The following is a 22,116-nucleotide window of genomic DNA, read 5'->3' as shown; positions in this document are numbered from 1 at the left end:
AATCAAACGCGAGGCGGTCGCCATACCCCGGACGGGGTCTGTACGGGTAGGGAATCGCTGAAGAAGGAAATCACGACGGGGCTGAATACGGTTACAGGAGGCTTGAAGATCGAGACTTGCAGCATGCCGCCTGTCTTGCATTCCTGGCCCGGCTTGCAGGGTTTACCGTGATCGGAAGGACTTTTCATATCGTTGCAGCAGTCCATCCCCATGTCGTCCATCATCGCCATGCCCATCGTCTTCATTGGGCACGCTTCTGTCGGTGCCTGAACGCCCGCCATCCCGCTGAGGGGAAGCGCCAAGCTAATCATGAAGATGATGCAAAACCGCAGATAGCGTTTCATGGGCTGGAGTGTAGTCGCTGAAAATGGCTCTTACAATTGGGCGCATGGCATAAACAGCCTGCCGAAATGCCTAAGACAGGCGATAACACCGAACCTGAATTAAGCCAGCATTATCTGGCACAAAATAGAAGCTCATTCCGAGCAGACTCTAGGTCTGTTGATGGTCCATGCGCATTTTTGCGCACTCTAAGCCACTGGCCCACGACTCGAATAGGCTCAAGACGTCGGCGTTTCAATCATCCCGAGTGGCAAGCAGGCACTGAAGGCCAGAAACCGCCTCGAAACGGTCATTCATTTCTGTTTCTCACTGTGGCGAGCTAACAAGACCTGCCCATCCCAATCCGCATCTGCTGCTCCTTCGGTCCGAGAGAGGAGCCGTCCACTGTCAAGATCGGCAGCTAGCGTGCTCCTCGGTGCATTCACATCGGGCTGTGTCGACGTCAATGTGACGAGAGATAGGAGATGATAAAAACGCTCCTCGACAATCGAGCCCATCCAGAGCGGTGTAGTTCGTCCGTTTGTGAGCTGAAAATCTACGACCCACAATCGAAGCACGAGGCGCGAACCGGCAGGTGCACCATCGCTATACGGTCGGACGAGGGTCAGACTGGGAAGACGACCACTTGCGAAAAGAGGAATAACTGGAAAAACGGTAGGGTCGGTCTGGGTGGTAAGCCAATTCAGGGCATTCAACGGTGTCCAGGCCGCTGAGTCGCGCCACCCGTCAAGTTGAAGGACATTTTGCAAGTCCGGCAGGCCACCGGCCCACTGGAACGTCAGTGGCTCATTCGTCTCGCCCGTGAGATCGATACGCCGCGCCGGCAGTTGCTGCCAATCCGACGCCCACCAATCAGTGGCCCTCATGCTTGGCGTCCCAACCTTGACGGCATAACGACCGCTGTCGGTCGCATGGCTACGATAGATATTGAAGCCGCCGACGAGGATAAGTGCCGCACATCCGAGGGCGAGCAGGCCCCCTGGGTTGATGCGCTCGGCCTGCCGCCGCAAGTAGGAGAGTCCGAGCAACGCCAGCCAAGCGGACCCAAATGCCATCCCCCCGAGCACGTCGGAAAGCCAATGCACACCGAGGTAGAGCCGCGAGAATGCAATCAGAAATATCAGGGTTGCGGCGCCAATAACGACCGCGAGGCGCCATGCCGGGCGGATATCACGCGCGATGAGGAAAGCGAGGAAACCGTATAACACGACATTGATCGTGCTATGGCCGCTGGGGAAGGAAAATGCACTCCACCCGGAGTAGAGAAGCTCACCGGGTCGGGCTCGATGCAATGCTACTTTGATGACAGTGTTGAGCACCGAAGCGCCACTGATTGCAACCAGCCAATAGGCTGCTGTACGCCAGGCGCGTTTCCACATGAGCCACAGCAAGACAACAATCGTGACCGCCACCACGACCTTGGTGTCGCCGAGTTCTGTAATGGCGATCATCGCCGCATCACTTGGCGCTGTACGAAGATCCTGAAGCGCACGATGTATCGCGCTGTCTGCGAGCAGCAACGGGTCACCGCTGACGATATCTTCAAGGACACCGAAGAAAAGCCAGGCGGCACCGACGAGAAAGACAGTCGGTTGTACGAGAGCCCGTGCTTCGGGCCGTGAAGGGTCGAGCAAGGTGCTGAGCCGCCGGCTCAACCAGGTGTCGTGGGTGCCGGCCCAACTCCGTAGCCGCGCCACTCCGACGATGAGGTACGGGATGCCGTAACGCAACGTCCAGCGCACGATTTGCAGGACTGCCCAACCCGCCGCAGCCAGAACGACCAGCAAAATCGCGAGCGGCTTTGCGGCCGCACCGAGAAAGCTGAACGTTGCGCCGACGAGCACACCGGGCAGGATATGCGACGGCGCCCAAGCGAGCGCCGAGACAACATTGACGGCATAGAACCGACTGACCGCCATTCCCAGCATACCGGCAAGGAGCGGAATGAAGGCACGGACGCCTGGTACGAAGCGCGCGAGAAACACACTCTTGGCACCGTGACGCTCGAAAAAGGCCTCGCTACGCTGAATCAGTTCAGGGTGACGGCTCAATGGCCAGAGGCCAAGAATTTCGCGGTGGTATCGATGCCCGAGCCAGAACGAAAGACCATCACTCGCGATTGCACCTAACGTGACGGCGACCAGCAACGGCCAGAGCAATAAGACGCCGCTCGGCACCAAGGTGCTGAGGGCAAGGATCACGGCTGTACCGGGAACGACGACACCAATGATCGGGATTGACTCGGAAAGTGCCAAGAGAAACACCGCCAGATAGGCAACATGCGGATGCGCCGTCAGGAACTCGATGACCGATGAGACCAAGGACGTCATAATTGGCGGGCTACCCATAGAGTGCCGGTGATGAGGCCATTGATGCGCGTTTCGGCAATTGCCAGCTGCAAAAACAATTTCTGCAACAGACCAAGCATAGCTACTCATTTGCTAATGCTCCGTCCACTGGCTGCGTTTGATCGGAGGTCACTCACCAAAACGGCAAGGAACTATCGTGCAAGATGCGGTCTCCTGCCTATAACGTCCGTAGTAGGCGAAAAGCCCAACGCCATTCTGAGTTTTTTCGACTTGAGACAAACTCAATGAAGCTGCCGTTGCCTCTGTAACTCTGTCTTCAGCCAGGTGCTTGCTGGTTGAACGCCTCTTGGACATCGCACTTCATAGGCGCGGCCACTCATACTGCTTTTAGTCGCAGCAAGGTCGATGAAGTCTTCTGCGCTGCTCACCATGTTCTTGCCTACGAGATAATTCAGTTTCTTCTCCAGATGCTGAATCATGCAGATGTGGATAGTGGCGGCTCGTCCCATCAGCCAATTGCTGATTGCAACTGGTATTAGCCTTATCGCAATCATAACCAACGCGCAGGCTCAAACCACACCTCAAACCACTCAAGAGATAAAGGGCTTGCTGGACTTTGTCGAGCACAGTGAGTGTCAGTTTGTGCGTAACGGGAGCGAATTCCCAGGTCTCCGGGCTCGGGCAACCGATGCATCCAGGCGACTTGCTAATAAAAGCTCGCTGAGCTTCCAGAGAAAGCATTCTTGACTTCTAGCTCGTCGGTCGACTACGTAACGCCAATCACCGATTGACAATCATTTTCCGATTCCGACATCGTTGCTTTGGATTCCGCATCGCTGCAAGAAACCTATCCGTGTGGACGGGCTGCTGGCAGGCAAGACACCGGTAAAACTGATGGTGTATGGCTGAGACTAACTCTATCGCATCACTTTACTGCGGGGTGGGCTCAACTCGGAACAACCGGTTTTCACACCCTGAAGGTTCGCCGGTTATTCCAATTTCTACCCCGCGCCTGCGCGATAGCTTTCCAGATCTTGCCTTCGTTCTGCGGCAGATAGACATCACGCTTGATCGTCGCCATCGCCCACTCCTGAGCATTACTCAGACTCTGCTCCAGGTAGGCGACGGCATCCTGATGGAGTAGTGGTTAGGCCCGGCTATGGTGCCTTGCGTGCAACTGGCTAACCCGCTGGAGAATGCCTTCCTCATATTCTCGCCACGACATGCCGTCCCCCCCACCGCCGCATCGCGGCGGAGCGCATAAAAGCTCTGCGCTAATAACTGCGGTGTGATGTGGTGCAGCAATGCCGTGAACTGCATGCCCTTGTTCCTTCGGGCTACTTCACGTACACCTTCAAGTCCCATCGACGCGCAACTGATCCGGCTCAGTGTCCGGGGCGCGGGGGGCATGTCAGTGTTTCCCTTGGCTACGTCCCTTTCCTCCACTATCTCCGCAGGGCTAGACCCTTTGTTCGATGGCTTCTCAGGTACTACGGACGTATTCGACTTCTCAGCAACGTGGACAGCAGGGTTACGGCTTTTGGCCTTTCCTGCTCCGCCCGGTGCTTGCGCACCGGGCACCGCTGAGATCTCCCAGTTTCTGTGCGAAGGACTTCCCGATGTGCACCTCCGCCAGCTTTAACTGGCGCACTATGCGTCCGGCTAAGCCATCTATACCATTGGTCATCCGGCCAGTGGTAGAGCCCTATTCAATCCTGTCGATTTAATAAAGAGCAGTGATGGTGGGAGTACTTGGCAGCAGCTTAGATAGCCCTCTTCAGACGTAGAGAACATTTGATGCGCCCCTCCTCTACCGGCATGATAATCGGGAGAAAACAGCCAATTACGCGATGAGTTTATTTCATACAAACAACGCGAGATAGACGCGTAGAAGAAAGCAACTCTAAACTTTCAGGTCTATACCGAACTCATATCCATCTCCGGACTCAAGGTTCCTAGCCAAGCGACAAGACACACGATAATCACTGCAACGGAGAACTCAAAGATCATACTACGTCGTAAGGCATTAACGGCGACGGCATGGTCTCCTCTCTTGATTGAGCGCTCTAACAGGGGGCTCAAATGGAAGCGGTTTAGAGACGCCAATATAACCATCCCTGCAAATAGCAAAACCTTCAAGAGCAGCAATATACCATAAGTGCTAAGCATCACCTCGTCCAAGGCCGGACCTACAATAAAAAGGTAATTTACTATGCCGGTAACACCTAGAGTTACGACAATTAGCGCTCCCGCTGATTCAAATCCAGTCAGAACCCGGGAAAGAACTCGTATTTCTTGTTCACCGTTAAGTATCTTCTCACGCAGCAGTAAAGCGAATGCAGCGAGAGCCCCCATCCAGCCCCCTGCGGCCAAAAGGTGAAATATGTCGCTGGTGAAATGCATATAACGACTGCCGCCCTCGTCCATCGCGCCATGTCCTGTCCATGCCAAAGTCGCCAAAGCAATCGCAGAAAAGACGGTGACAGCCCATAGGCTGATACTTGGGAAACGCTTGTTAAGTGTAACGGCTATACCGGCCATCACAAGGGAAACTATTCGCACCATCCACGTCAAACCGACGTCGGTTCCCATAAGAACCATTTCAAATATATGGTGATGCAGCTCCATTAGCTCTGAAACACCGCTCATCGCTTTCGCAAGAAACAACATAGCAGCAAGGGATAAAACGGTACCAATAACTACCGCACCTAAAAGGAGCGACTCAAAATTCAAGACAGCGCCGGATACTCGCTCTTTTCCCTTGAGGCTGTACAATCCAAAAATTGCCAATCCAAACAGCAGCATTAGATCCAAATAAAGAGCGAAACGAAGGGCGATGTTGATTGAGTCGCTCATAAATCATTTCACTTTAAATGTAACGTTGCCTGTAATGGGATGAGTGTCTGAAGAAACAGCACGCCATTCGACCTTGTAAGTACCAGTGGTCAATGGTGCAGCGGGCGTGATGACCATCGTTTTTGGATCGTCGCCGCCTGAGACGCCAGCCTTAACTCCCATCGGCGAGTTCGGCATGCCCGGCATGTCGGTCATGATCAGTTTCGCTCCTGAGAACTGAGTCGTGAGGTTCTCCGAGAAGTGCAGTTCGATCTTGGAAGGTGCTCCGGCGGTCGAGCCCTCCAAAGGGCTAGAAGACACCAACTTTGGATGCGCTTGTGCCACAGCACTCAAAAGCAACCCTGCGGTTAGTGCAACCATCACGGTGGTAGTTTTAAAAGGTGACATGCAAGACTCCTCACAGCATAAGCTGTAGATTCGAGGTTTGGCGGGGAAGATCTAGTTTTATATTTTCGATCAGGCTAAAACCACATAACACAGCCAAATGCATAAACCGTCATGGTATTAACTGAACTTAGGTAATTGATCAAAGACTCTTGTGTCTTAGAGCTGAGCCACGATGCCACATTGCAGCCGACTGGTCGATTACAATTCAGTAAGCTTGGTGCCCAGATCTCTGCCTCAGCATTGTGGTGACAATCGACTCGGACGACCCCAACCGGGACGGACGGTAATGGCTAATAAGAGATGCGTCGCGTTACCTGTTACTCCATCGATTGGATACTACAGCCAATGAAACTGGACGGGTATCTATCGAAAGCCTCGTGATTTGTCTCTACACCGAAGTCTGAGCTGAGGTTTGGAACAGGACTCGCGATTAGGGTGAGTGAACGAGCCACATGATGCTAGCTTCAAAGCTATCCGTTTTTCATGGGATAGGTAATGTGCGCACCAATCGATCAGAACCAGCTACCTCGGCCTCGCCAACCCCGAGCAACTCCCTGCCCTTACAGCCAGTCCTGTGGTCCATAGCGACGCGCAGCTATTGTTCAAACCACTTTGAGCTGCCCCATCATTCCCGTCGCTTCATGTTCTAGAATGTGACAGTGGAACATACGCAATCCGGACCATCGCTGGACAGTTTTAATCCGTACGATCTCATTCGAACGCAGGTTGACCGTGTCCTGCCAGGCACGGAATGGAGCAGGCGTGATCACCCCACCCAGCTCTCGCTCAACTACTTGGAACTGGGTGCCATGCAAATGGAAAGGATGATCCATATCAGAGCGATTGACGAGTTCCCATAGTTCCACCTCGTTGATTTTGCTTACGAGGTCGACCCGCCCCATGTCGTACTCCTGATCGTTGATCAGGAATTGCATGCGATGAGTACCATTGGCCATGTTCATTTTTTCGCTGAACACCACCTGTTTGTGTGCTACGACCGGACCGAGATCGGCTACTGAACCAAGCCTACCAGGCAAGGCAGCCAGAGCTGTTGTTCTGACCGCCGTGAAATCGACCGTTAGCAGAGACATGACCTTGTCAGGCTCGACGTCGCCCATTTTGCCGCGTGAGTAGATATTCGCGTTCAGCTCTATGCGATCACGAAGGCTGCCAGCATCGACGATCAGTTCGATCCGCTGGGCAGGTGCCAATAGGTATTCCGCCTGTACAGGTTGAGGGGCTTCAAGCAAACCGCCGTCGGTACCGACCAGGGTCAGCGTGCTACCGGGTAATGTGAGTTGCAGATAGCGGGCACTACAAGCATTCCAAACGCGCCAACGCTCACGACCTCCCGCGTCAAACGGCAAGACTGGTTGACGCTGAGCGTTGACCAAGGCGAACTGCCCTTCGCGGCCATTCATCCAATCATTGGAATCGTTCGGGGCGATGGCGGCGTAGCGGTCGAGTTTGAGGTCGGAGACCACCAACAATCGCTCCGGCAGTTCGGCCAGTGGATCCTTTCGCGACCGCACCAACAGTGGCCCGGCTAATCCACGGTAGGCTTGTTCAGCCGTGTACTGATGTGGGTGGGGGTGGTACCAATAGGTGCCCGCACTCCCCTGCGGCAGATTGAAACGGTAAGTATGGCGTCCGCCAGGTGGCACCGGATCATGGGGATTACCGTCTTGCTCGGGCGGAATTGGCAGACCGTGCCAATGAATAGTAGAGGGTTGCTTGAGGTTGTTGATGAAGGTGATCTCCACCATGTCACCCTCAAAAAGCTCAATCAGCGGACCAGGTAAACTGTCGTTATAGGCCCAGAACTCGGTCGATGCATGTCCGGGGATCAAGGGCAGCGTGAGCGGCGCAGCGGTCAGAGTGGCTTGAAAATGGCCTGGAGTGCTGCTCGAATTAGCCAGTTTGGGTAATTCGCGCAGTGTGGCACCAGCCGGTAGTAGATCTGATGCAAGCAATGGTAATCCAACAGGCGCCGAGGCCATATCTACGGCTGACCACGCTTGCAGCCAAGGCGCCGCCAACCCTGCAACTGCCACCCCGCCGAGGAAGGTTCGGCGCTGCATTGGGTACGCCTTCATTTGGACATCTGCATGTTCATCATGCTGGACTGCTGATCCATCATTTGCATCATCATGTCCATCATCCCCGTGCCACTGCCGTTTTCTGACTTAGACATACCCATACCCTTGCAGTGGTCACCTGAGTGCATGTCCCGCATCATGGCCATGGACCCCTTCATCGTTTGCATGCTCTCTTGCATGGCAGCCCGGCGCTCTGTCGGAGTCTTGGCTGCGGCGACCTTGTCGTGGGCGGCCTGCATTTTCTGCATTTGCTCAGCCACGGCTTTGTCCGTGGCAGGCTTGGTCTGCCCGCTTGCCTGGGCTGAGGGCGTTTGAGCGTCGTCTGGATGATGAGTGTCAGTGGCGTTAGCGAGTACAGCAGCGCTAGTGAGTAGGAGCGCTAGAACAAACTTCAGTGGTGCTTGCATGACGATCTCCAAGGGTAAGAGGGGAAAGCTCGCATGGTTACCGTGGAACGCAAAAAAGGCAGACACCAGAAACAAACCAAAGATCAGCCTCAAGGGCGTCTGCCAGAATGAATGCTTCGAATCTAAAAATTGGCTCTCTGCCAATTTAAGAATAGCTCTCGCCTGTTTTCGGAGCGTTGATATAGGTCAAACAGAAGCGCACATCCTGCAAAACTAACGTCCATGTTGGATGGAGTTCTTGGGCGTGGAGCCGACTTAAGAGGCGTCTCCAAATTCAGGCGCGTTTCAGTCCGGCACTAGGGAGTTCAATATGAAAGCCAGTTGTTCCATTGGACGAGGTGCACCAGATCCTGCCCTCATGAGCTTCAATGATTGATCGAGTGATCGAGAGACCCAGCCCAGCGTTGCTAGGACTTCCTTCACGTCGTGCAGGATCTACGCGGTAGAAACGGTCAAATAGTTTCTCAAGGTGTTCAGGCGCAATGGTCTTCCCGGGGTTTTGCACCGTCACCAATGTCGACGTATTTTTCTGACGGATATCCACACGGATGGTTTGCCCCTCTGGCGTGTACCGTAGCGCATTTGAAAGCAAGTTCGAGATCGCCCTGCGTAACATCAATACGTCACCCCGGACACTTCCTGCCCCCGAAACGCTAAGCTCAATGCTGCGCTCATCAGCCACCAGACGGTAGTATTCAAGCAGCTTCCCCACCTCCTCCTGTAGGTCTATCTGATCGTTCTCTGGCATGAGCAATCTATTATCGGACTTAGCCAAGAAAAGCATGTCATCGATCATGCGAGACATTCGCTTCAAATCATCCAGGTTCGAGTACAGATTGTCTTCGTAGTCCTCGATGTTCCTTTTTCTTGAGAGCACCACCTCAGTGTGGGTCATAAGATTGCTGACCGGGGTCCGCAGTTCGTGAGCAATGTCTGCGGAAAAATTCGACAGTCGCACAAAAGCATCGTCCAGACGTGACAGCATCGCATTGAATGACGACACCATCTGTTGAAGCTCCTTTGGAACGGGCGCCAATGGGATGCGCTCTTTAAGTGATTTAGCAGACATGGATGCGGCGACCATGGTTACCTGACGAATAGGACGCATACCGCTGCGGGCAACCATCCATCCCAGCCCCGCACTAACGAGTGCGCTGATCACGAGCCCTATCCAGAACCATCGCTGAAGGGTCTCAAAGAAAAACATGTGCTGCGTAACATCAAAGATCAAGATCACCGTCAGTGGTTGGTCCTGCCCGAAAACCATTGCCTGGGCCGTGACACCTCGGTAAATATGATCTTCGTCCCGCCACTCCCACATCGTGTTACCTAACCGTGTGCGGAATTGCTCTGGGACATCAACCGGCCCTGGGCCAGAGAAAAACAGCTTTCCGTCGCGGTTCAGAATGATCGCGGTCAAATCACGGTGAGCCCCTAGCAAAGCCTCCAACTGCGGCTTTAGCTCACTGAATTTATCGATGCTGCGCATCTCACCCAAAATCCTTTGGGCCGAGCTTAGTTTTTCGTCCAGGGTTTGCTGATCCAGCATTTCGAAATGACGTTGACTGAGGTGATTGAAACTGACTCCGGCAACGGTGAGGACAACCGTCACCGAAAGCATGAACATCAAGCTCAGGCGTGTTGTCAGGGATAGGCGGTTCATTCAAGTTCCGTGTCTGGTGAATCGAGCATGTAGCCCATGCCGCGAGCGGTTTGAATGAGTTTGACCTCAAAGTCGTCATCAATCTTCGCCCTGAGTCGCCTCACCGCAACCTCAATCACGTTGGTATCGCTGTCGAAGTTCATGTCCCAGACTTGCGAGGCAATGAGTGATTTCGAGAGTACTTCGCCCCGACGACGGAGGAGCAACTCCAGCAGCGCAAACTCCTTGGCCGTGAGATCGATACGCTTGCCTCCTCTGATAGCCCGGCGCTTGAGCAGGTCAACCTCAAGATCGGCCAGTTTCATATGGGTTTGCGATGGCGCGCCACTCCCTCGACGCAGCAGAGTTCGCACCCGAGCCAGCAACTCAGAAAACGCAAAGGGCTTAATCAGATAATCATCTGCTCCAAGCTCAAGCCCCTTGACCCGATCTTCAACACGGTCTCGCGCAGTCAGAAAAAGTACAGGAACATCCTTACCTGATGCACGCACCCTCTGTAGGACTTCCCATCCGTCCAAACCCGGCATCATGACGTCAAGAATCAGCAGGTCATATCCCTCGTTCAAGGCGTGCTGAAGGGCCTCCGCGCCGTCGGTGAATCGATCAACACTAAATCCAGCCTCCGTCAGCCCCTGCTGTAAATAGATACCTAATGTCGGTTCGTCTTCAGCAACCAAAAGTCTCATGGGACGGATCTCAAATTGATAACTAGGCTGAGTTTGCAACGAATAAGCCTGCTCCATCAGAAACTGACAGAAAAGTAATCTTGGCTTCAGGTGGATGTCGGCCGAGCGTTGCCTCGTGACGAGCATGAATACTTGCATACACTCGTCCGCAACGTCCGCGACCAAGTTCTGATCAAGAGCCCATCGAGCCCTTTCCACACAAGCACCGGCCCTTCGGAGCCACCACCGGTCTGAATGGTCACTCAGCGTAATGTGTAGTACGCGTGACTTGATCGAGGTCACAGTTTTAAAACGAGCATTGACTACGCTCAAGTATCAGACTCACGGCAACTCTTGCCATAACAGTGGGAGCTACATCATGACCCCTCATCAGCATTCTGTTGAAAACGCGGACCCTCCATTTTGGAGGAGCAAAATGGGTGTCGTACTCATCATGCTGATTGCGATTGGCGCCTTCTACCTGGTTCGGGAACACTTCGGCCATGTTTCGCCTTATCTGCCCTATCTGATCCTTTTGCTCTGCCCCTTGATGCATTTTTTTGGACACGGCCATGGGCACCATGGTGGACATGCCGACTCGGCAAAAACCAACAAAGATGAGAAAGGAAACTAGTCATGCCCAACGCCACAAGTCACCTAGACCACACCCATCCTGCGAAGGTCCTGGATGAAGGTCTACGCGATCCGGTGTGCGGCATGGCAGTTACCCCACCAATCAAGTTCAGCGAGATTTACCAGGGGCAGACGTATAAGTTTTGCAGCCTGAAGTGCCAAGAGAAATTTCGAGCAGAACCGCAGCGTTTTACCGCTCCACCTTTCAATACCGATCACTCCAGCAATACCTCAACAGCAGCTGAAACGCAGGAAGCTACTGAGTACACCTGCCCTATGCATCCAGAGATACGTCGGCCTGGCCCCGGTACCTGCCCTAAATGCGGCATGACATTGGAACCGGTCATGCCAGTGCTGGAAGAGGAAGAAAACCCCGAGTTCAAGGATTTCACCCGTCGCTTTTGGTGGTCGTTGCCATTAACTGTGATCGTGACGGTACTCGCCATGGCGGGACACTCGTTGCAACTCTTCCATGGGGCTATCCAGAACTGGATCGAGCTTATCCTCGCAACCCCTGTAACCTTATGGGCTGGTTGGCCGTTTTTTGTGAGGGGCATCGATTCGATTCGTCATCGCAGCCCCAATATGTGGACCTTGATTGGCCTGGGCACAGCAGCTGCGTATCTTTACAGCGTCGTAGCCACGCTGTTTCCCCAGAGTTTTCCCACCACCTTCATCCAAGAGGGTCGCATCGGCGTCTACTTCGAAGCCGCAGCCGTAATCATCTCGCTGACCTTGTTCGGTCAGATGCTTGAACTCAAAGCTCGATCACAAACGTCTTTGGCTATTAAGTCGCTACTTGGCCTGTCTCCGAAAACCGCACGCAGGATCAATGCCGATGGCAAAGAGGAAGACATCCCTCTAACGCATGTACACAAGGGCGATCACCTCAGGGTCAGACCGGGTGAAAAGGTTCCTGTCGATGGCTCAGTGCTGGAAGGCGAAAGCGCGGTCGATGAGTCGATGCTGACCGGCGAGCCAGTCCCTGTGATGAAAAGAAGCGGTGATAGCCTGATCGGTGCCACGCTCAATACCCATGGCAGCCTGGTGATGGAAGCGCAGAAAATTGGTGCTGAAACCGTGCTGTCGCAAATCGTTCAGATGGTTGCCCGTGCCCAACGCTCTAAAGCCCCCATGCAGCGCATGGCCGACGTCGTCGCGGGTTACTTTGTGATGGGCGTAATCGCGATTGCCCTACTGACTCTGTTGGGATGGGGGCTGTTTGGCCCAGAGCCTGGCTGGGTCTTCGGCCTAATCAACGCTGTCGCTGTGCTTATCATTGCTTGCCCCTGCGCTCTTGGGCTTGCGACACCCATGTCAATCATGGTTTCCACCGGTAAAGCGGCCAGCATGGGGGTTCTGTTCAGAGATGCCGGCGCCATCGAGAACCTTTGCAAGATCGACACGCTGATTGTGGATAAGACCGGAACCCTGACAGAGGGTCGTCCGGTGTTTCACAGTGTGGAAGCCACACAGAAGTTCGTTGCCAATGATGTACTTCAACTGGCCGCTAGCCTTGATCAAGGCAGTGAGCATCCGCTGGCTCACGCCATTGTTGATCATGCCCTTGCTGAGAATCTGGTCCTAACCAAACCTGAGTCGTTCGAGTCCGGTTCCGGGATCGGGGTCAGTGGCATGGTCGATGGCAAGAAAATCCAGTTGGGCAATACCGCCTTGATGGAAGAGGCAGGTGTGAACATCAGCCCCCTCAAGAACCGCGCCGAGCAATTGCGCCTTGAGGGCATCAGCATCATCTACCTGGCGGTCGATGGAATACTGGCGGGGTTGCTGGCGGTGTCAGATCCGATCAAGCCGACCTCCAAGGAGGCTGTCACCAAACTCAAAGCCGACCATATAAAGATCATCATGGCCACCGGAGATGGCCTCACCACGGCACGGGCTGTCGCCAAGGAAATGGGTATTGACGAGGTACACGGTGAGGTGAAACCCCAAGACAAGGAGCGTCTGGTCGCAGACCTCCAAAAAACGGGGCGACGCGTTGCCATGGCGGGCGACGGTATCAATGATGCTCCTGCTCTGGCCCGAGCAGATGTAGGCATCGCGATGGGGACAGGGACAGACGTCGCGATGAACAGTGCGCAGCTTACTCTCGTAAAGGGTGACTTGATGGGGATTCTCCGGGCGCGGGCCCTTTCTGTCGCGACGGTAAAAAACATGCGGCAGAATCTGGGTTTCGCCTTTATCTACAACTCGATGGGTATCCCACTCGCCGCGGGTCTGCTGTATCCCCTGACTGGACATCTCTTATCGCCGATGATCGCGGCCATTGCCATGAGCGTTAGCTCCGCATCCGTCGTTTTCAATGCACTGAGGCTGAGGAACACTCAAGTAGATTGAGATCAATGCCTTATTTAAGCCACAACGTAGACAACTCTTGACCTTCCCATCATGTCAGCGTTGATGCTGTGGTTGCGGCTAAATGGGGCTGCTCAACACAAGAGGAATACCTATGTTCGTCTTAGAAGTTTCAGGCATTGGTTGTGGAGGCTGCGTCAGTAAAATTACCAAAGCCATTCAGTCGCTGGATAACCAGGCAACCGTTTCGGTGGATCGTGCCGCCGGCAAGGTCAACGTCGAAAGCAACGAAAGCCCAGAGCGCTTGCGTTCAATTGTTGAGGCACTTGGCTTCCCTTCCAAAATCGGCATCTGAGAGCCCCGGTCGACCTGCGCGCTCACGTTTCTCATGAACACTTTTTTCTAGCGTTCATTTCATATACCAGCGCGCAACGGAGATGGCTTGATCCAACTCTGATCAATTAGCTTTGTATGGAAACCTTCAGACCACCAAGACGAGATGCCTACTCCGAGTGCAGTCAGGAGGCTATTCCGTAAGGAAATCACAACCTGACACAACCGTAATACTCACTTAAGGCTTCTGACAGGTTGCGGGTTTTAAGATTGCGTCGCGTCTTGAGCTTAGCCCCCACGAATTACGTCTTGATGTAGGTTCAACGGGGGTAGCCAAATCTTATCCGAGGATACCCATATGAAATCCATGAAAACCCTATTTGTCATCGCAGCCTTGGCCGTTTCTTCTCTGGCATTGGCCGAAGGTGGCAGTGATCGCGTATTCGCACGCATGGAAGCAGCCAGACAGAACTCCATGGAAGCGTACCAGGTAGCCCAAAAGCAAGGCACTCAAACCCCGGTAGCAGAGAGCAAAGACAAAGGTGACGACCACGCCAGTTGCTGAGTAGCTTGGAGTGTTCCCAAGCTGACAGAAATGTAATCACCGTGATGGTCCAGATGTGGCAATTTCTGAGTCCGCTTGCCGTATCCATTCGTCTTTGGCAACGGTGTGCGAAGCTCATCCGGGCTAAGCACGATTTCCCGAGATATTGCCTTCAACCTGTATGAGCAACTCATTAGTTGTTTATCACGGCTTCCCTTTTGACTGATTGGACATAAACGGCATGCACTCCAAAACCTCTAGGCGGACATTCGTTAAAGGCCTGGCCGCAGGCGGCATTCTCGGTGGTCTTGGTCTGTGGCGCACTCCTGTGTGGGCAGTGAGCAGTCCTGGTCTGCCGAGCGTACTCACCGGCAACGAATTTGATCTGTTTATTGGTGAAACCCCTGTAAACATCACCGGCTCGCCGCGCACAGCCATGACCATCAATGGCTCTTTGCCGGGACCACTGCTGCGCTGGCGTGAAGGGGAAACGGTCACCCTGCGTGTGAAAAATCGCTTGGATCAAGACACCTCCATTCATTGGCACGGGATCATTCTGCCCGCCAACATGGATGGTGTACCGGGCTTGAGTTTCCATGGCATCGCACCCGATGGCATGTATGAGTACAAGTTCAAGGTTCATCAAAACGGTACGTACTGGTACCACAGCCACTCTGGATTACAGGAACAGGCAGGCGTTTACGGTCCAATCGTGATCGACTCACAAGAGCCTGAACCTTTTCAATACAACCGCGATTACGTGGTGATGCTGACCGACTGGACCGATGAGGATCCTAGTCGCGTCATGGCCAAGCTCAAGAAACAATCGGACTACTACAACCACCACAAACGTACCGTGGGAGACTTCATCGACGATGTCAGCAAGCAAGGTTGGTCTGCTGCCGTAGCCGACCGAAAGATGTGGGCTGAAATGAAAATGAACCCCACCGATCTCGCAGACGTCAGTGGGGATACTTACACCTATCTCATGAATGGCCAGGCTCCTAACGGTAACTGGACCGGGATTTTCAAACCGGGTGAGAAGCTGCGCCTACGCTTTATCAACGGCTCGGCCATGAGCTACTTCGACGTTCGTATCCCTGGTTTGAAAATGACGGTTGTCGCCGCCGATGGCCAGCACGTCAACCCGGTCAGCGTCGACGAATTCCGCATCGCCGTAGCAGAAACCTACGATGTAATCGTAGAACCTGCCAATGAAGAGGCCTACACCATCTTCGCCCAGTCTATGGATAGAACCGGTTATGCACGGGGAACCCTGGCAGTTCGCGAAGGATTAAAGGCACAGGTGCCTGCCCTCGACCCTCGGCCTCTTTTGACCATGGATGACATGGGAATGGGCGGTATGGCGGGCATGGACCATGGCAGCATGGCTGGTATGGGCGGCGGTGATATGAAACAAGGTGACATGTCCACCATGGCCGGCATGGACCATAGCAAGATGACTGGCATGGACCAAAGTGACATGACCGGGATGACCGGCATGGACAGCGGTGACATGACTAACATGGCAGGTATGGATCACAGCAAGATGGCGAGCATGGACAAAGGCGACATGTCCAACATGGCCGGCATGGATCACAGCAAGATGGCAGGGATGGATCATGGCGATATGTCGGGAATGGCTGGCATGGGCGGCATGGGTGGAGAAATGCAGACTCACCCAGCCTCTGAAACCAACAACCCCTTGGTCGACATGCAAGCCATGAACCCCACGCCAAAGCTAAACGATCCTGGCATCGGGTTACGAAACAATGGTCGTCGAGTGCTCACCTACTCTGACCTGAAAAGCACATTTCAGGACCCTGACGGTCGTGAGCCCAATCGCACCATCGAGCTTCATCTGACCGGTCACATGGAGAAGTTTTCGTGGTCATTCAACGGTATTAAATTCTCTGACGCCGAGCCGCTTCGCCTGAAGTATGGCGAGCGCCTGCGCATCACCCTGGTGAACGACACCATGATGACCCACCCAATCCATCTTCACGGCATGTGGAGTGACCTTGAGGATGAGAACGGCAAGTTCATGGTGCGCAAGCACACGATTGACATGCCGCCAGGTACCAAGCGCAGCTATCGAGTCACCGCTGATGCCCTAGGTCGCTGGGCCTATCACTGCCACCTGCTTTTCCATATGGAAATGGGCATGTTCCGTGAAGTTCGGGTTGATGAGTAAAGGAGACGATCTGTGAGCACATACCTAAATCGTAAATCGCTGGTGGGTTGCCTCTTTGCCGTTGGCCTGCTGGGTGGACTTTCGTCCACGGTGCTGGCAGGGGAAAATGGTAGCGATCATTCACCTACTATTCCTGCTACAGCAACGGACAAGCCTGCGACTATGGCGAACGATTCGAAGCCCGATCACGGGTCAATGGACCACAGCAAGATGAGCCATGAGTCGATGGATCATGACCAAAAAACCAAAAAGGCAGATTGAGATCATGACCAGTAGTTTTCTACGCTCAATGCTGATGGCACTGGCAGTCTCTACCAGTCCTGCATTCTTTGTCATGGCCCAAGCCGCTGAAGAGATGGATCCGTCGATGGCGATGCCATCAAGTGCGGACTCAAAGCCTTCGACTGCGCAAAAATCCAAGCCAACCACAGCGAAAGATGGCGCGATGGATCACTCCAAGATGGACCACAGCTCAACGGGAACCATGGACCATAGCAAGATGGGGGCTATGGATCACAGCAAGATGAGCATGGACGACGGGCAAATGGACGGCATGGAAAGCATGGATGGAGGGGCGACTACCACGAGCCGAACCCCGGTGCCCGTACTTACCGACGCTGACCGTGCCGCCGCCTTTCCAGATGTGGCTGGTCATGGTGTCCACGACAAAAAACTCAATTCCTTCATGTTACTGGATAAATTTGAGTACCAGGATGCTGACAACGGTAGTGCGTTGGCCTGGGATGCAAAAGGATGGATCGGTGGTGACGTTGATCGTCTGTGGTTGCGCTCGGAAGGTGAGCGTACCAATGGCGTAACGGAAAACGCTGAACTCCAAGCACTTTGGGGGCACGCCATCGGTCCATGGTGGGATGTCGTCACCGGAGTTCGACAAGACTTCAAGCCTGGGTCGCCCCAAACATGGGGAGCGCTCGGTATTCAGGGCATGGCCCTCTATAACTTTGAAGCCGAAGCAACTGCTTACATCGGTGAGAATGGTCAAACCGCTGCTCGACTTGAGGGTGACTACGACATTCTGCTGACCAATCGCTTGATCTTGCAGCCAACAGCCGAAGTAAATTTATACGGAAAAAATGATCCTCAGCGCGGCATTGGGTCTGGACTGGCCAACACCGAAGTAGGTTTCCGATTGCGTTACGAGATTGTTCGCCAATTTGCCCCTTATGTCGGGGTTACCTGGAATCGCTCCTACGGCAAGACCGCCGACCTGGCCAGCGATGAAGGAGAAAAGACCAACGAGGCTCGATTTGTAGCAGGTATTCGGATGTGGTTCTGATTCTATCTAGCAACACCATCAAGAACTTTGAATGATCGGGGAACCACCTCCCCGACTCAAGGGTGAGACCATCAACCAAACCTAAGCAGCCGTACTGAAAGCTCGGGTGAGAGCTCTGCTTTTTCGCGGGATATCCCAACGCGGCCAAGGTAAAAGGAAATATTCATGAAAGGTAGCTTCCGACTCTCAAATCGATTTATGCGTATCGCAACATTCGCCGCGCTGTTCATCGTTTCAACCGCTCAAGCGGCACAGGCCCTGACCATCGATGTTCATCGAGATGCAAACTGCGGATGCTGCAAGAAATGGATTCAGCATCTTGAGGCCAATGGCTTCAACGTCATTGATCATGTAGAAACCAACATGAGTGCTGTCAAACAGGACCTCGGTGTCGCTCCACGACTCTCGTCTTGTCACACCGCGATGATCAACGGGAAGTTTGTTGAGGGCCACGTTCCCGCTGAGCAAATAATTGCGATGAGTAAACGTGACGACCTTCTCGGGATCGCCGCTCCTGGCATGCCGCTAGGCTCTCCAGGAATGGAAGTCGATGGAGTACATGAGGCTTATCAGATAATCGGCCTGACCAAAGCCGGCACAGATCAGGCCATTGCTGAATACCCCGAAAACTAATCCCGCCCCATCCATCCCATCACGGCATGGTCACCGTTCATGGCCATGCAGCGGGACATGCTCTGTCGATTTCATTCTCAAGCAATTCGCCAAGGACGATCAGCAACAGTTGTACAGGCGCGCTTGCACCGCATCGGATAACCCCGTACCGCTGTCCTCAATAACAATTTGTGTTTCGGCTGAAAAAGTAGAAAACGTAAATGACGGTGGTTTAAGAGTTCTTTTTTTGCAGGCTTTTCAGACGCAGGGTCGCGCGTTGTACAGCGCCCATTTTTTCTGGACGCTTCATTCGCTTCCATTTTCTGATGTCTTCCTTGGTGCGACCGCAGCTGACGCACAGTTCGCTGTTCAGCTGGCAAACAGAAATACAGGGATTTTCGATGTCCTTGGCCATTGTTCAATTCCTCGTCGAACTTACGCGTGCTACGGGTTCATGGCTAAGCCAGAACGGCGACCTGATCGGGTGAATCAGCGCCCAACTTCGTGCGGTACTCAACTGTCAGATGAGTGATCTCATGAACCGTCGCAAGCCGTTCTCGTATGTTTTCTGCATTCACTGCTGGGCTGCCCAGAACACTCACAATCGCGGCACGGGCTTGCGGCCCCACCTGCCAGACATGAAGATCAATGATCGAAGCATCTCCCGGTCGCTCAACCAGTTCACGAATCTCTTCAGCGACATGATCATCTGTCTGGTCGAGCAATACACCCGCAGTCACCCGCATCAACGACCAAGCCCAGCGTGCAATGACAACTGCACCCACAATCCCCATTGCAGGGTCGAGCCATACCCAACCAAGGTATCGACCAGCAAGCAGTGCTGCGATGGCCAGAACCGAAGTCAGTGCATCTGCAATGACGTGAACGTAAGCAGAGCGCAAATTATTGTCCTGACCATGCGCATGGTGAGATTCATCGTGGTCATGCCCATGGTGATGATCATGACCGCCAGACAGCAAAAGCGCGCTCACCACATTCACTGCTAATCCGACAATTGCGATAAGAGTCGCTGTCTGGAATTGCACTTGAGTCGGTTGAAAGAGACGGAATAGCGACTCTCCGGCAATTCCCAAGGAGACCAGTCCCAATATCAGAGCAGAGGCGAAGCCACCCAAGTCTCCCACCTTGCCAGTTCCAAAACTGTAGCGAGCACTTGAGGCATGTCTTTTTGCGTAACCGTAAGCAGCTGCGGCTATGCCAAGTGCTCCAGCGTGCGTTGCCATGTGAAAACCATCAGCAAGCAACGCCATTGAGCCAGTGAGATAACCTGCGGTGATTTCAGCAACCATCATTACGACGGTCAGGGCCACCACCCACAAGGTTCGCTTGGCGTTTTCTTCATGTGATTTCCCAAGGAACATATGGTCGTGGGAATAGTCGGTGTACGAATTACTCATCTGAGCAAATCCTATTTGGAATAGCGGCGAATGGCTTCGAGAAGTTCATCGACACCTTTCGCTCTTTCTTCGTTGCTGAGTGTCGGATTCGCGACGTGTTCACGAGCGTGGTCTTCGATGATTTCATCCATCAGCCCATTGATAGCGCCACGGGTCGAAGCGACCAAAAGCAAGGTTTTCGAGCAGTCATCATCAGAGTCGAGTGCTCGCTCAATCGCCTGGATTTGCCCAGCGATTCGCTTTACGCGTTTAAGAAGATTGTCTTTGCTCGATCTCATATGACCCATACCATACCCCCCCTACCTATAATGAAAGTATGATCACACGTTCCAACTAGCCATACAAGCCAGGGAGGGAATACATCCGACCGGCAGCGTCGCAGCATTTGAATGCTGCAATCGAAACATTGAGCACGTCGCCTCGCCGTGCAGAACCAATACAAGCCGTATGGGCGGGCCCGCACTTCAATAATTCGATAGATGGCGTAGCGCCTATTTCTTGAGCTGCCATGGTCTATGGTTTAGGATCGAACTATATCCCCCCAGGGGGGATATTCGCACTCAACAGAGACGAAACCAGCTGATTGCGTCTCTTCGTGAAAAGTTCGGTAGCCGCCTGGTCACGCACTTCGCCACTTGAGATATTTCATCCTGAAAATCCTAGCCAACCGAACCTACCGTCATCTCTTTCTCGCCCAAGTGATTGCGCTCGTAGGTACTGGTCTTGCCACTCTCGCGCTGGGCCTACTGGCGTTCGACCTTGCAGGCGCCCAAGCGGGAGCCGTCCTCGGTACGGCGTTAGCGATCAAAATGACGGCCTACATCGGCGTTGCGCCGATTGCAGCGGCTTTTGCAACGCATCTACCTCGTCGGGCAATGCTGGTCTCTCTGGATCTAGTGCGAGCGCTGGTCGCGCTCGCACTGCCGTTCGTGACGGAAGTCTGGCAAATCTACGTGCTGATTTTCGTCCTTCAGTCCGCTTCGGCAGCGTTCACCCCCACGTTCCAGGCGACCATTCCAGACATACTGCCGGATGAAGACGACTACACCCGCGCCTTGTCGCTATCGCGTCTTGCCTACGATCTTGAAAGTGTCGCCAGCCCGATGCTCGCCGCCGCGTTGCTGACCGTGATTAGCTTCCATAACCTGTTCGCCGGAACTGTCATCGGGTTCCTTGCCTCAGCGGCCTTGGTCGCCACAGTGCTGCTGCCAAAGGCGAAGGAGACGCCGCGACGCAGCATCTACGAACGAACTACCCGTGGCATGCGCATATTCCTGGCCACCCCTCGCCTACGGGGGCTGCTGGCTCTTAATCTGACAGTAGCTGCCGCCAGTGCCATGGTCATCGTTAATACGGTGGTGCTGGTGCAGTCGCGCTTCGCTCTGCCTCAGAGTTCTACGGCATTGGCGCTGGCCGCGTTTGGTGGCGGCTCTATGATCGCAGCCTTGGTCTTACCCCGGCTGTTGAAAAACATCAAAGACCGGACGGCCATGCTATTCGGCGGAGCAATATTGGTCGTCGGCCTAGGCCTTGGTATCAACCTGACGACCTACAACTTCCTGCTGCCTCTGTGGATACTGCTGGGCATGGGCTATTCCTTGGCCCAGACCCCAAGCGGTCGGCTATTGCGTCGCTCGGCACATGCTGAAGATCGCCCGGCGCTGTTTGCCGCCCAATTTGCTCTATCCCATGCCTGCTGGTTGGTTACCTACCCATTGGCGGGATGGCTGGGTGCCAACATCAGCCTCACGGCATCGTTTGTTGGGCTCGTTGTCGTGGCTGGTAGCGCATTGGCGGTCAGCATAGTGATCTGGCGTCCTGCTCATGACCAAGAGTCGATCAAACATACCCATGAGAACCTGCCGGACGATCACACTCACCTCGACGGCCAAGATGGGGCGGATCACGAACACCCATATGTGATTGACGATCAGCATCGCCGCTGGCCAAGTTGAGGGGGCTTTAGTTCTTAAGATTTTGCCAACCCTCAGATCAGAAACCGTAGAGCTTGCAGAGCGGCAAGATGGCCCGGATAGAACCA

General features: G+C 53.9%; 20 protein-coding genes and 2 pseudogenes. 10 read left to right on the top strand and 12 right to left on the bottom strand.

All coding sequences use genetic code 11. The annotated features are described in order from the left end of the window. Positions 1-2 precede the first annotated feature (2 nt). From CUN63_RS26400 to CUN63_RS26390, 3 genes and pseudogenes are all read right to left on the bottom strand, one after another. Positions 3-344 carry a hypothetical protein gene (locus CUN63_RS26400; RefSeq protein WP_129443757.1) on the bottom strand — a complete coding sequence of 114 codons (342 nt, stop codon included), beginning with the start codon at positions 342-344 and terminating at the stop codon, positions 3-5. A gap of 291 nt (positions 345-635) precedes the next feature. Continuing rightward, the gene (locus CUN63_RS26395; RefSeq protein ID WP_256657599.1) at positions 636-2,780 is read right to left on the bottom strand and encodes a bifunctional DedA family/phosphatase PAP2 family protein; all 2,145 of its coding nucleotides are present in this window, start codon (positions 2,778-2,780) and stop codon (positions 636-638) included. 152 nt (positions 2,781-2,932) lie between these two features. Continuing rightward, positions 2,933-3,121 (bottom strand): annotated as a pseudogene (locus CUN63_RS26390) (DUF5329 family protein); the annotation flags it as partial. 7 nt (positions 3,122-3,128) lie between these two features. Between CUN63_RS26390 and CUN63_RS26385 the strand changes: the two are divergent. Next, positions 3,129-3,335 (top strand): annotated as a pseudogene (locus tag CUN63_RS26385) (DUF5329 family protein); the annotation flags it as partial. Between the two features lie 1,233 nt (positions 3,336-4,568). Here the strand turns inward: CUN63_RS26385 and copD are convergent. From copD to CUN63_RS26335, 6 genes are all read right to left on the bottom strand, one after another. After that, positions 4,569-5,507: a copper homeostasis membrane protein CopD gene (gene copD / locus CUN63_RS26360; RefSeq protein ID WP_129443755.1), complete on the bottom strand. Its 939-nt coding sequence runs from the start codon at positions 5,505-5,507 to the stop codon at positions 4,569-4,571. A gap of 3 nt (positions 5,508-5,510) precedes the next feature. Continuing rightward, positions 5,511-5,894: a copper homeostasis periplasmic binding protein CopC gene (gene copC / locus CUN63_RS26355; protein ID WP_129443753.1), complete on the bottom strand. Its 384-nt coding sequence runs from the start codon at positions 5,892-5,894 to the stop codon at positions 5,511-5,513. Between the two features lie 602 nt (positions 5,895-6,496). Next, complete coding sequence (locus tag CUN63_RS26350) at positions 6,497-7,975, bottom strand: multicopper oxidase family protein (RefSeq protein ID WP_129443751.1); 1,479 nt, start codon at positions 7,973-7,975, stop codon at positions 6,497-6,499. Between the two features lie 11 nt (positions 7,976-7,986). After that, the gene (locus CUN63_RS26345) at positions 7,987-8,544 is read right to left on the bottom strand and encodes a hypothetical protein (RefSeq protein WP_306108936.1); all 558 of its coding nucleotides are present in this window, start codon (positions 8,542-8,544) and stop codon (positions 7,987-7,989) included. Between the two features lie 130 nt (positions 8,545-8,674). Continuing rightward, positions 8,675-10,063, bottom strand: a complete 1,389-nt coding sequence (locus CUN63_RS26340) for a heavy metal sensor histidine kinase (RefSeq protein WP_129443749.1) — start codon at positions 10,061-10,063, stop codon at positions 8,675-8,677. Beyond that, positions 10,060-10,749, bottom strand: coding sequence for a heavy metal response regulator transcription factor (locus CUN63_RS26335; RefSeq protein WP_129445161.1), 690 nt, complete (start codon positions 10,747-10,749; stop codon positions 10,060-10,062). Before CUN63_RS26335 ends, CUN63_RS26340 begins: the two co-directional genes overlap by 4 nt. A gap of 358 nt (positions 10,750-11,107) precedes the next feature. Here CUN63_RS26335 and CUN63_RS26330 point away from each other — a divergent pair, with 358 nt between their 5' ends. From CUN63_RS26330 to CUN63_RS26295, 8 genes are all read left to right on the top strand, one after another. After that, entirely contained in the window at positions 11,108-11,362 is a 255-nt protein-coding gene (locus CUN63_RS26330) for a DUF2933 domain-containing protein (RefSeq protein ID WP_129443748.1), read from the top strand. A 2-nt stretch (positions 11,363-11,364) separates the two neighbouring features. Then, positions 11,365-13,719 (top strand): heavy metal translocating P-type ATPase, encoded by a 2,355-nt coding sequence (locus CUN63_RS26325; protein WP_129443746.1) that lies wholly within the window; start codon positions 11,365-11,367, stop codon positions 13,717-13,719. Between the two features lie 112 nt (positions 13,720-13,831). Beyond that, positions 13,832-14,032 (top strand): heavy-metal-associated domain-containing protein, encoded by a 201-nt coding sequence (locus tag CUN63_RS26320; protein WP_129443745.1) that lies wholly within the window; start codon positions 13,832-13,834, stop codon positions 14,030-14,032. Between the two features lie 336 nt (positions 14,033-14,368). Next, positions 14,369-14,575 carry a co-regulatory protein PtrA N-terminal domain-containing protein gene (locus CUN63_RS26315; protein ID WP_129443744.1) on the top strand — a complete coding sequence of 69 codons (207 nt, stop codon included), beginning with the start codon at positions 14,369-14,371 and terminating at the stop codon, positions 14,573-14,575. 220 nt (positions 14,576-14,795) lie between these two features. Beyond that, positions 14,796-16,748 carry a copper resistance system multicopper oxidase gene (locus CUN63_RS26310; RefSeq protein ID WP_129443743.1) on the top strand — a complete coding sequence of 651 codons (1,953 nt, stop codon included), beginning with the start codon at positions 14,796-14,798 and terminating at the stop codon, positions 16,746-16,748. Positions 16,749-16,760: 12 nt separating this feature from the next. After that, positions 16,761-17,009: a hypothetical protein gene (locus CUN63_RS26305; protein ID WP_178082676.1), complete on the top strand. Its 249-nt coding sequence runs from the start codon at positions 16,761-16,763 to the stop codon at positions 17,007-17,009. Continuing rightward, positions 16,981-18,045, top strand: a complete 1,065-nt coding sequence (locus CUN63_RS26300) for a copper resistance protein B (protein ID WP_178082675.1) — start codon at positions 16,981-16,983, stop codon at positions 18,043-18,045. Before CUN63_RS26305 ends, CUN63_RS26300 begins: the two co-directional genes overlap by 29 nt. 165 nt (positions 18,046-18,210) lie before the next feature. After that, positions 18,211-18,678 carry a DUF411 domain-containing protein gene (locus CUN63_RS26295; protein WP_129443742.1) on the top strand — a complete coding sequence of 156 codons (468 nt, stop codon included), beginning with the start codon at positions 18,211-18,213 and terminating at the stop codon, positions 18,676-18,678. A 211-nt stretch (positions 18,679-18,889) separates the two neighbouring features. On the opposite strand, the gene CUN63_RS26290 is transcribed toward CUN63_RS26295, so the two are convergent. From CUN63_RS26290 to CUN63_RS26280, 3 genes are read right to left on the bottom strand one after another with little or no spacing between them, the layout of a single operon-like run. Further along, positions 18,890-19,072, bottom strand: coding sequence for a DUF1289 domain-containing protein (locus CUN63_RS26290; protein ID WP_129443741.1), 183 nt, complete (start codon positions 19,070-19,072; stop codon positions 18,890-18,892). 43 nt (positions 19,073-19,115) lie between these two features. Continuing rightward, the gene (dmeF, locus tag CUN63_RS26285) at positions 19,116-20,075 is read right to left on the bottom strand and encodes a CDF family Co(II)/Ni(II) efflux transporter DmeF (RefSeq protein WP_129443740.1); all 960 of its coding nucleotides are present in this window, start codon (positions 20,073-20,075) and stop codon (positions 19,116-19,118) included. 11 nt (positions 20,076-20,086) lie between these two features. Then, positions 20,087-20,362: a metal/formaldehyde-sensitive transcriptional repressor gene (locus CUN63_RS26280; protein WP_034139899.1), complete on the bottom strand. Its 276-nt coding sequence runs from the start codon at positions 20,360-20,362 to the stop codon at positions 20,087-20,089. Positions 20,363-20,722: 360 nt separating this feature from the next. Here CUN63_RS26280 and CUN63_RS26275 point away from each other — a divergent pair, with 360 nt between their 5' ends. After that, positions 20,723-22,030, top strand: coding sequence for an MFS transporter (locus CUN63_RS26275; RefSeq protein WP_129445159.1), 1,308 nt, complete (start codon positions 20,723-20,725; stop codon positions 22,028-22,030). The last annotated feature ends 86 nt before the right edge of the window (positions 22,031-22,116 follow it).

This window comes from Pseudomonas sp. ACM7 (assembly GCF_004136015.1).
GTDB lineage: Bacteria > Pseudomonadota > Gammaproteobacteria > Pseudomonadales > Pseudomonadaceae > Aquipseudomonas > Aquipseudomonas frigoris.
The sequence above is the reverse complement of the archived record's forward strand: the minus strand, read 5'-3'. Positions and strand labels throughout refer to the sequence as shown.

What these genes read in the sequence shown, in the direction of transcription:
- CUN63_RS26400 (WP_129443757.1), bottom strand. Translation starts at nt 344, where the DNA reads ATGAAACGCTATCTGCGGTTTTGCATCATCTTCATGATTAGCTTGGCG.
- CUN63_RS26395 (WP_256657599.1), bottom strand. Translation starts at nt 2,780, where the DNA reads ATGAGTAGCTATGCTTGGTCTGTTGCAGAAATTGTTTTTGCAGCTGGC.
- copD (WP_129443755.1), bottom strand. Translation starts at nt 5,507, where the DNA reads ATGAGCGACTCAATCAACATCGCCCTTCGTTTCGCTCTTTATTTGGAT.
- copC (WP_129443753.1), bottom strand. Translation starts at nt 5,894, where the DNA reads ATGTCACCTTTTAAAACTACCACCGTGATGGTTGCACTAACCGCAGGG.
- CUN63_RS26350 (WP_129443751.1), bottom strand. Translation starts at nt 7,975, where the DNA reads ATGCAGCGCCGAACCTTCCTCGGCGGGGTGGCAGTTGCAGGGTTGGCG.
- CUN63_RS26340 (WP_129443749.1), bottom strand. Translation starts at nt 10,063, where the DNA reads ATGAACCGCCTATCCCTGACAACACGCCTGAGCTTGATGTTCATGCTT.
- CUN63_RS26335 (WP_129445161.1), bottom strand. Translation starts at nt 10,749, where the DNA reads ATGAGACTTTTGGTTGCTGAAGACGAACCGACATTAGGTATCTATTTA.
- CUN63_RS26330 (WP_129443748.1), top strand. Translation starts at nt 11,108, where the DNA reads ATGACCCCTCATCAGCATTCTGTTGAAAACGCGGACCCTCCATTTTGG.
- CUN63_RS26325 (WP_129443746.1), top strand. Translation starts at nt 11,365, where the DNA reads ATGCCCAACGCCACAAGTCACCTAGACCACACCCATCCTGCGAAGGTC.
- CUN63_RS26320 (WP_129443745.1), top strand. Translation starts at nt 13,832, where the DNA reads ATGTTCGTCTTAGAAGTTTCAGGCATTGGTTGTGGAGGCTGCGTCAGT.
- CUN63_RS26315 (WP_129443744.1), top strand. Translation starts at nt 14,369, where the DNA reads ATGAAATCCATGAAAACCCTATTTGTCATCGCAGCCTTGGCCGTTTCT.
- CUN63_RS26310 (WP_129443743.1), top strand. Translation starts at nt 14,796, where the DNA reads ATGCACTCCAAAACCTCTAGGCGGACATTCGTTAAAGGCCTGGCCGCA.
- CUN63_RS26300 (WP_178082675.1), top strand. Translation starts at nt 16,981, where the DNA reads ATGACCAAAAAACCAAAAAGGCAGATTGAGATCATGACCAGTAGTTTT.
- CUN63_RS26295 (WP_129443742.1), top strand. Translation starts at nt 18,211, where the DNA reads ATGAAAGGTAGCTTCCGACTCTCAAATCGATTTATGCGTATCGCAACA.
- CUN63_RS26290 (WP_129443741.1), bottom strand. Translation starts at nt 19,072, where the DNA reads ATGGCCAAGGACATCGAAAATCCCTGTATTTCTGTTTGCCAGCTGAAC.
- dmeF (WP_129443740.1), bottom strand. Translation starts at nt 20,075, where the DNA reads ATGAGTAATTCGTACACCGACTATTCCCACGACCATATGTTCCTTGGG.
- CUN63_RS26280 (WP_034139899.1), bottom strand. Translation starts at nt 20,362, where the DNA reads ATGGGTCATATGAGATCGAGCAAAGACAATCTTCTTAAACGCGTAAAG.